General features: G+C 37.5%; 11 protein-coding genes. 7 read left to right on the top strand and 4 right to left on the bottom strand.

Going from position 1 to position 8,277, the window contains the following annotated elements; all coding sequences use genetic code 11:
• Positions 1-129: 129 nt before the first annotated feature.
• The 5 genes from AC4GME_RS00780 (at position 130) to AC4GME_RS00760 (ending at position 2,956) form a co-directional block, all read left to right on the top strand.
• Positions 130-429 carry a YcgL domain-containing protein gene (locus AC4GME_RS00780; protein ID WP_490376966.1) on the top strand — a complete coding sequence of 100 codons (300 nt, stop codon included), beginning with the start codon at positions 130-132 and terminating at the stop codon, positions 427-429.
• Complete coding sequence (locus AC4GME_RS00775; protein ID WP_490376967.1) at positions 416-1,447, top strand: lytic murein transglycosylase; 1,032 nt, start codon at positions 416-418, stop codon at positions 1,445-1,447. Before AC4GME_RS00780 ends, AC4GME_RS00775 begins: the two co-directional genes overlap by 14 nt.
• A gap of 7 nt (positions 1,448-1,454) precedes the next feature.
• Positions 1,455-1,895 carry a YcgN family cysteine cluster protein gene (locus tag AC4GME_RS00770; protein WP_490376968.1) on the top strand — a complete coding sequence of 147 codons (441 nt, stop codon included), beginning with the start codon at positions 1,455-1,457 and terminating at the stop codon, positions 1,893-1,895.
• Between the two features lie 273 nt (positions 1,896-2,168).
• A complete protein-coding gene (arsC, locus tag AC4GME_RS00765; protein WP_490376969.1) occupies positions 2,169-2,519 on the top strand; it encodes an arsenate reductase (glutaredoxin) in 351 nt (116 codons plus the stop codon).
• Between the two features lie 47 nt (positions 2,520-2,566).
• Positions 2,567-2,956 (top strand): DUF2069 domain-containing protein, encoded by a 390-nt coding sequence (locus tag AC4GME_RS00760; protein WP_490376970.1) that lies wholly within the window; start codon positions 2,567-2,569, stop codon positions 2,954-2,956.
• A gap of 21 nt (positions 2,957-2,977) precedes the next feature.
• Here the strand turns inward: AC4GME_RS00760 and hda are convergent, their stop codons facing one another.
• Both hda and AC4GME_RS00750 read right to left on the bottom strand, forming a co-directional pair.
• Positions 2,978-3,706, bottom strand: a complete 729-nt coding sequence (hda, locus tag AC4GME_RS00755; RefSeq protein ID WP_490376971.1) for a DnaA inactivator Hda — start codon at positions 3,704-3,706, stop codon at positions 2,978-2,980.
• A gap of 12 nt (positions 3,707-3,718) precedes the next feature.
• Complete coding sequence (locus AC4GME_RS00750; RefSeq protein ID WP_490378892.1) at positions 3,719-4,774, bottom strand: DUF8605 domain-containing protein; 1,056 nt, start codon at positions 4,772-4,774, stop codon at positions 3,719-3,721.
• Between the two features lie 340 nt (positions 4,775-5,114).
• Between AC4GME_RS00750 and purM the strand changes: the two genes are divergently transcribed.
• Positions 5,115-6,155 (top strand): phosphoribosylformylglycinamidine cyclo-ligase, encoded by a 1,041-nt coding sequence (gene purM / locus AC4GME_RS00745; RefSeq protein ID WP_490376973.1) that lies wholly within the window; start codon positions 5,115-5,117, stop codon positions 6,153-6,155.
• 6 nt (positions 6,156-6,161) lie between these two features.
• Positions 6,162-6,824 (top strand): phosphoribosylglycinamide formyltransferase, encoded by a 663-nt coding sequence (purN, locus tag AC4GME_RS00740; RefSeq protein ID WP_490376974.1) that lies wholly within the window; start codon positions 6,162-6,164, stop codon positions 6,822-6,824.
• 78 nt (positions 6,825-6,902) lie between these two features.
• Here purN and AC4GME_RS00735 read toward each other — a convergent pair whose 3' ends face one another.
• Both AC4GME_RS00735 and AC4GME_RS00730 read right to left on the bottom strand, forming a co-directional pair.
• Positions 6,903-7,580 carry an LrgB family protein gene (locus tag AC4GME_RS00735; protein ID WP_490376975.1) on the bottom strand — a complete coding sequence of 226 codons (678 nt, stop codon included), beginning with the start codon at positions 7,578-7,580 and terminating at the stop codon, positions 6,903-6,905.
• 1 nt (position 7,581) lies between these two features.
• Positions 7,582-7,935 carry a CidA/LrgA family protein gene (locus tag AC4GME_RS00730; protein WP_490376976.1) on the bottom strand — a complete coding sequence of 118 codons (354 nt, stop codon included), beginning with the start codon at positions 7,933-7,935 and terminating at the stop codon, positions 7,582-7,584.
• Positions 7,936-8,277 lie beyond the last annotated feature (342 nt).

Below are 8,277 nucleotides of genomic sequence, written 5' to 3'. Positions count from 1 at the left end.
CATAATCATCCTATCTTTTTAAATTTTAATTAATTGATTTAAAAATCAGTGATTTTCTATCAAAATTAAACCTGTATGCATGTTATAGTTTGCTATCACAATAGGCAAGTAAAGGGCTACATTAGTATTATGTTATGTGCTGTATATAAAAGTATTCGTAAATCACAGACTTATCTTTTTATCGCTAAAAGAGACGACTTTTCACCTGTTCCGGATGCGCTTTTAACACAATTTGGTCCTCCGCAATTAGTTTCGTTATTAAATATCAAAGAAGGAACAAAACTCGCGCTTGCAGACGCAGACAAGGTACTCGCTGCAATTACAAAAGATGGTTATTATTTGCAACTTCCGCCTCCTCCTGTTGACTATTTAAAAGAGCATAAAAAGTGGCAAGAAAGGCAAAAAGGAAACAGTTATGAAATTGATTAAATCAACACATCTCCCCTGTGCATTTAAAAGAGTTTGCTTAACGGTTTTAACAAGCTTGTTATTAACTCAAACAGCAGCTGCCGACAAGCAACAAAAAATACCTTTTGCAGATTATGTTGCAAAGATAAAAATTGAAGCAAAAGAAAATGGCATAGATGCAACCGTTGTTGATAATGCCTTTGCTAACGTAGAATTTTTACAGCGCAGTGTTAAATCAGATAAGGCGCAACCTGAGTTTAAATTAACATTAGATACCTATATTCCACGTGCAGTACCTGACTGGAAAATTGAACAGGCACGAGATGCTTATAAAAAGCATTACCATCTGTTACATAAAATTGGTAAAGAATATGGTGTACAACCTCGATTCATTGTTGCACTTTGGGGAATTGAAACTAATTTTGGTAAGCTAACAGGTCGTCATTATGTTATCTCTTCATTAACAACTATGGCTTATGACGGTCGTCGTGAAGAATTGTTTAAAAAACAGTTATTTGCTGCATTAACCATTTTAGAACAGGGTCATATTAAACAACAAGAGTTTATCGGTTCATGGGCGGGTGCAATGGGACAGGTGCAATTTATGCCAACCTCTTACCTGAACTATGCGGTGGATTATGATGGTGATGGCAAAAAAGATATCTGGAATAGCTATGCTGACGTTTTTGCTTCTGCTGCTAATTATTTAAAAACAGAAGGTTGGGATTATGATGAAACATGGGGACGCCAAGTTTTATTGCCGGACGATTTTGATAATCAGCTAGCAGGTCTTAAACAGCAAAAAACACTGCTGCAATGGCAAGATTTGGGTGTTCGCCGTTTTGATGGTACAGCCCTGCCTAAGGTTGATATTAATGCATCAATTGTTATTCCTGATGATGCCAGCGGCAGAGTTTATCTTGCTTATAATAACTACCAAGTATTAATGCACTGGAATCGTTCATATTATTTTGCAACGGCAGTGAGTTACCTTTCTGAGCGTATTAATCATCCGCGCATAAACGCACCAACACAATAGGGTCGACATGGCTAATTTTTGGGAAAAGAAAACACTATCACAAATGGATAAACAAGAGTGGGAATCACTCTGTGATGGTTGTGGTAAATGCTGTTTAAACAAAATTATTGATGATGATACGGAAGAACTGCATTTTACCAATGTTGCGTGCCATCTGCTGCATACGAAATCATGCCAGTGTCGGAAATATGAGCAACGTTTTAAATTAGTAAAAGATTGTGTCAAAGTCTCTTTAGAGGATATAGATCAATTTCACTGGTTACCTGCAAGCTGTGCATACCGTTTATTAGTTGAAGAAAAACCGCTGCCAGAATGGCATCCTTTAATTACCGGCAGTCAATCAGCAATGCATAAAGCTGGATGTTCAATTCGAGGTAAAATCATTTCCGAAGCGGCTATTGATCCCGATAATCTGGAAGATTACATTGTCACTTGGCCAGCTGAATAGTTAACAAAAAAGTAACTACTCAACACCGCATTAATCTGAGTTTTTTTTATAAAATAAGACTGTAAATACTCAGGGTTAAGCCATTTATGATGAGTTCAAGGCGAAAAAGCGCAGTTTAGTCGTTTAAATGAGCATTTTTTAACGCAGACAAATATGTATGGAACATATTTGAATGACTTTAGCCAGTTGCGTAGCAATGAAGTACACGGATGTACTTCATAAATAAGCTTAAATGGCGACGGCCTGAGTAATTACACAAAAAAAGGAATAAAGATGACCGACATTACTATCTACCATAACCCGCGTTGCTCAAAAAGCCGTGAAACTTTAGCTTTACTTGAAAATAAAAGCGATGCGATCGTTGTAATTAAATACTTGGAAACACCACCAAGTGTCGAAACACTGCAGCAGATCATTGGCTTATTAGGTTTTACCTCGGCACGCCAATTGATGCGCTGCAAAGAAGAGCTCTATAAAACATTAGCGCTAAAAGATGAAAACAGTGAATCAGTCTTACTCAAAACAATGGTTGAAAACCCAAAACTGATTGAACGTCCAATTGTCCTGGCAAATGGCAAAGCTGCGATTGGCCGCCCACCTGAATCTGTCCTTGATATTATCTAAGAAACAAGGAGCTAGACTTTCTGGCTCTTTTTTATAAGTTGAGTTATATGAAAACCGATCACTATCAATTGCTGGCAAAATCAGGTTATTTTGGATTATTACTTTTAGTACCTATTTGGCATTTATGGTTATCCCCCCCGACATTAAACCTAAGCCCGTGGTTTGTAACTAGTATCTGGTTTGTGCCTTTACTGTTCCCTTTTAAAGGTATTTTACGCGGTGATCCCTACACCTATGCGTGGAGTGGTTTTTTAGCCTTATTTTATTTGATACACAGCATTGTTATTTTATTCAGCTCAGAAACGGAAACAATCCTGGCAACTATCGAATTATTGTTAACGCTTTTATTTCTAACGGGGAATATCTACTTTGCTAAGCATAAAGGAAGAGAGTTAGGACTGAGTATTCGTAATAAAAAGAGCAAAAAGAAAAATTAAATTATCACTCCTCCCTGTTTATTAAAGATCTAAAACTTCTTTAACAAATGGAATGGTAAGTTTACGTTTTGCTACCAGTGAAGCGTTATCTAATCGGTCCAGGGTTTTTAATAAGGTATTCATCTCTCGTGATAAACGGTTTAATAAAAATCGCCCGACATCAACGGGTAACTTCATACCTTTAAGTTGCGCTCGTAATTGCAGAGCACCGAGTTTTTCTTCATCATTAAGTGGTGATAAATGGTAACAGGCCCCCCACTCAAATCGGGAAACAAGATCGTCAAGCTTTATACCCAACTGTTTAGGTAAATCGCTTGCACAAAGCACTAAACTTGCACCTGACGGGCGATTGCTTTTGTTATCTAGCCAGCGATTATAAAAATCAAAAAGAGCTTTTTCCCACGTTTTATCGCCCGCAATTGCACCTACATTATCAATACAAACAAGTGTTACAGCTTCCATATTTTCAAAAATATCTAAGCTCATGCCCTGATAATGATCAAGTGGAATATAAGCAACACTTTCACCGCGCTCATCAACTTCGGAGCATAATGCATGTAATAGATGTGAGCGCCCACTACCGGACTCCCCCCACATATATAAAACAGGTTCACCCAAACCAACAACACTATTTTTCAGTTGTGTTAATAAGCTTGCGTTTTGACCCGGATAAAAACTGGCAAAAGTTTCATCGTCTGGAAATTTGAGTGCTAATAATGGATATTGAAAGCGCAATTCATCCTGCGGCATGGGGTTCCTTAATTAACGCCAGTTAAAGTGAAATTCTTCACTTTGAGAAAGGTCTTGTTGTAAATTGGGCTGTGCAGAAAGTCCATTTTTAAAACTATTCAGACCGCCATTAATTTTAATATTCACAGTGACCTGTGAACCTTCTACTGCAGTCACTTTAAATGAAGCAATCGCTAATAGGTTTGATAATACTTTATTTAGTTGGGTTAATTCCACTAGGGAGTCAACGCCACTGATATAAATAGTTTGCGAAAACTTTTCACCTTGATTTTCTAAAATAGCATATTGGCTTGCATAATAATCAGCAATATTACTTACCATTGAGGACAGTAGCGAGGATTTCTTACCGTTAACTTTCTCTGAAAACAGCACCTCGTTTTGTTTACTAAGCGGATTATATTTTAGCAGTTCCCACTCTAAAGACCATTTTTCAGCACTGTTTTGTTTTAAATTTGCAACAACAAAATGATTAATACCATAACGGTTAGAAGCCGTCGCTATTGGATCATAAAAACGCCCCGAAACATCAGAAATAGATAACGCTAAATTATCCTCAAGATCCATTAATGGAAATTGTAAGGCGATACCGCGGTTATGCTGCTGGTTTTGAAGTGCCCAGGATAATGCAGAATCTGCACTGCGGTTTACCATATGATCAGAAACAAGTTGGCGATCACTATTGCTATCTTTAATTAACCAAACCAGTGTTGTGGGTCTTGTATCCCCCCAAATCGGTTGTTGCATCTCTTTTAATGCTTGATTAATTTTATGTTTATCAAATACAGCCATAAAATAACGCGTATCTTTTGATGTTTGGTAGCCATACTGAGACAATATACTCTGTGTGTTTTTCAGCAGCTGTTTACTTTCATCAAGTTTAGCAATTTCAACATTTCCAGATACTTTTACTAAAACTTGTTTTAATGCCAGCTCTTTTAATTGAGCTTCACTTTGTTGTTTTACAACAATATTACCTTGATAAGGGTTATCAAACTGACTTGCAAAAAGTAGTGAACTGAATGAAAGAAGTAAGATAAATAAACTACGCGCTAAGTAAATGAATGTCATTAATTTAACTGCCAATTGCAAATAATAAAAGCTAGATCATAAGCAGATCTAATTCTATTGCAAGATGATAATCATAATTAAGTTGTTAAACTCGTCAATTTAAACAAAGGAAAATGCATTTTAGTTTTCCATATAGCGCCTAATAACTATTAATTTATGAAAGATTCACCATAAAGTTTCAATTCAGCACATAAATAATTAGACCCTAATCATATAAATGCTAAAATGCGCACAGTTATACTCAAACCATTTGCAAATGCAGGAATCTGCATTTTGAAATGATTTGGTAAATAAATTCAATAAAAGCGATAAGCGCTTTTAAATTTTGCGAGGATTGCAAGTGAGCAACGAAAAAACCTCTTTAAGCTATAAAGACGCTGGCGTTGATATTGACGCAGGGACAGCATTAGTTGAACGTATTAAAGGTGTAGCAAAGCGCACTAAACGCCCTGAAGTAATGGGTGGTTTAGGTGGTTTTGGCGCATTATGTCAACTACCAACCGGGTATAAAGAGCCTTTATTAGTTGCAGGTACTGATGGTGTCGGTACAAAACTGCGTTTGGCAATTGACCTTAAAAAACACGATACAGTTGGTATTGATTTAGTTGCAATGTGTGTAAACGATCTTATCGTTCAAGGCGCAGAGCCACTATTTTTCTTAGATTATTACGCGACTGGTAAGCTTGATGTTGATGTTGCAGCAGATGTTGTAACAGGTATCGGTGAAGGTTGTTTACAATCAAACTGTTCATTAATCGGTGGTGAAACTGCTGAAATGCCAGGTATGTATGAAGGCGACGATTATGATATCGCGGGTTTCTGTGTCGGTGTTGTTGAAAAAGCTGACGTTATTGACGGTACTAAAGTTGCAGCCGGTGATGCATTAATCGCTGTAGGTTCAAGTGGTCCTCACTCTAACGGTTACTCGTTAGTACGTAAAATTTTAGAAGTATCAAAAGCTGATACAAGCGCACCATTTGGCGATTCAACGCTAGGTGACACATTATTAACACCAACTAAAATCTACGTTAAGTCTACTCTGGAATTAATTAAAAACTGCCCAGTTCATGCTATTTCACATATTACAGGTGGTGGTTTCTGGGAAAACATCCCTCGCGTATTACCACAAGGCAGTAAAGCGGTTGTTGATGGCAAAAGCTGGGAATGGCCAGCTATTTTCAACTGGTTGCAAGAAAATGGTAACGTAGAAACAGAAGAGATGTACCGCACGTTTAACTGTGGTGTTGGTCTGATGATTGTTGTGCCGGCTTCTGAAAAAGAAAAAGCAGTTGAGATTTTAACTGCACAAGGTGAAAACGCCTGGGTACTTGGTCATATCGAAGATGCCGCTGAAAATGAAGCGCAAGTAGAGATTAACTAAACGCTTATGACAACTTTAGTTACTAAAAAAATTGTTGTACTTATCTCTGGTAACGGCACTAACCTGCAAGCGATCATTGATAAGTTACATAACAGCGAACTTGCAAATCAAAAAGTAGAAGTCGTTGCTGTGATTAGCAATAAAGCTGATGCTTATGGTTTGCAACGCGCAAGTGATGCCGGTATTAACACTCAAGTTGTGCTTAGCGAAGGTATTAACTCTCGCGAGCAATACGATCTTTTGTTAAGTGAAGCTATTGATACATTCCAACCTGATTTAATTCTAATGGCTGGGTTTATGCGTATTTTAAGCACACAATTTGTTAATAAATATATCGGCAAAATGCTTAATATCCACCCTTCGTTATTACCTAAATACCAAGGTGTCAATACACATCAACGTGCTATTGATGCAGGTGATAGCGAGCATGGTGCAAGTGTTCATTTTGTGACACCTGAGTTAGACAGCGGCCCGACAGTATTACAAGCTAAAGTGCCTGTTTTTGCTGAAGATACAGCCGAAGATCTAGCTGAGCGAGTACTCACACAAGAGCATTTAATCTACCCTTTAGTAACACAATGGTTTCTATCTGAGCGTTTAATGATGGTCAACAGCCAAGCTGTACTTGATGGTGAAATACTGCCAGAAAACGGTTATGCTGCTGATTAACCTTCAGTTGCAGTAAACATAAAAAAGCCGAAGTATCACTTCGGCTTTTTTGTGCTTGTTGAAAAACTTTTTAACTGATTAAAAAAGAAAAGCATATAACAGCGGCATTAATAGTGCAGATAAAATGGCACAGAGTATCAATGCAACAGAAGAAAAAGCCCCCGCTACTGTATCGACTTCTAATACTTTGGCCGTACCTAACGCGTGGGAGGCACAACCGATTGCGATACCTTGTGCCTGACGGTTTTTCACACCGACCAGCTTTAGAAATCCTAAGCCGACACTTGCACCAATAATACCCGCAAAAATAACCATAGCAGCTGTTAATGAAACAATGCCTTGTAAACTTTTACTTATCTCCATTGCAATGGGTGTGGTGACTGACTGAGCGGCCAACGATGCCGATGTGATTAAATCAGCACCTAGCAAAGGCATCACATAAAAAGCACAGCAAAATGCGACCAGCACTGAAAGCAAGCAGGCTAATAAAATACTATTTAATTTTTCTTTAATAAGATGAAGTTGCAGATACAGCGGCAATGCTAGGGCAACAACGGCTGGCTCTAATAACGCCGTCAATGGATAGGCCCCCTTTTGATACTGGCTATAATCTAAACCCAATAAATAGTGGAGCAATATCAAAAACAAAATTGACAATAGTACCGGATTTAAAATTGCCCATGGTTTTACTGAATAGAGATATTTACAGGCAAAAAATACTAATATGGTTAACGGTAAAGCAAGGTATAAAAACAAATCAGCTCTCCTCTTTTTTATTAAGATACTGATAGAAGTGCCCAACTAAAAACATAATAAATAGTGTTGTAAATAGTAAAGAGAACACAATAACCAACCAATGGCTGATAATCAGATCAAAATAATTAAGCAAACCCACTCCTATTGGAATAAACAGCAATGCCATATATTTTAAAATAAAATTACCTGACATGGTTATCCATTCCACCTTTACTAGCGAAGTCGATAAAGCAATAAACAATAAAATCAAACCAATAATGCTAGCAGGGAAAGGAATGGGTAAATATGCGCTGATCAGCTTCCCAAAGCTTAGAAAAAGCAGAATAAGTAAAAAACCACGCAAAAAGTTAATCATTTTGCACAGTAAATTGAGCTGTTGAACTTGTCTGATACAGTTTTTAAAGTTTGTCATAATATATTGAGGCGCTTAAATATTTTAGATAGCAATAATAGCAATACTTTATAGCAATCGCATTAAGTAATATACACACTAGCGGCTCTAGGGAGCAATTCCAGGCATGCCATTGCAACATCCAATAGAAATCCAGAAGCACCTTACAGCTTGCTTTCAAAGAGCTGGTTAATTGGTCTTTAAAAAAAACGCAAAAAAAAACCTAGACTTAACAAGTCTAGGTTTTGGATGTGGCTCCTCTTGCTGGGCTTGAACCAGCGACACACGGATTAACAGTCCGTTGCT

The sequence above is a fragment of the Psychromonas sp. genome (genome assembly GCF_983033635.1).
This window is presented reverse-complemented; position numbering and strand designations above follow the sequence as displayed.

What these genes read in the sequence shown, in the direction of transcription:
- AC4GME_RS00780 (WP_490376966.1), top strand. Translation starts at nt 130, where the DNA reads ATGTTATGTGCTGTATATAAAAGTATTCGTAAATCACAGACTTATCTT.
- AC4GME_RS00775 (WP_490376967.1), top strand. Translation starts at nt 416, where the DNA reads ATGAAATTGATTAAATCAACACATCTCCCCTGTGCATTTAAAAGAGTT.
- AC4GME_RS00770 (WP_490376968.1), top strand. Translation starts at nt 1,455, where the DNA reads ATGGCTAATTTTTGGGAAAAGAAAACACTATCACAAATGGATAAACAA.
- arsC (WP_490376969.1), top strand. Translation starts at nt 2,169, where the DNA reads ATGACCGACATTACTATCTACCATAACCCGCGTTGCTCAAAAAGCCGT.
- AC4GME_RS00760 (WP_490376970.1), top strand. Translation starts at nt 2,567, where the DNA reads ATGAAAACCGATCACTATCAATTGCTGGCAAAATCAGGTTATTTTGGA.
- hda (WP_490376971.1), bottom strand. Translation starts at nt 3,706, where the DNA reads ATGCCGCAGGATGAATTGCGCTTTCAATATCCATTATTAGCACTCAAA.
- AC4GME_RS00750 (WP_490378892.1), bottom strand. Translation starts at nt 4,774, where the DNA reads ATGACATTCATTTACTTAGCGCGTAGTTTATTTATCTTACTTCTTTCA.
- purN (WP_490376974.1), top strand. Translation starts at nt 6,162, where the DNA reads ATGACAACTTTAGTTACTAAAAAAATTGTTGTACTTATCTCTGGTAAC.
- AC4GME_RS00730 (WP_490376976.1), bottom strand. Translation starts at nt 7,935, where the DNA reads ATGATTAACTTTTTGCGTGGTTTTTTACTTATTCTGCTTTTTCTAAGC.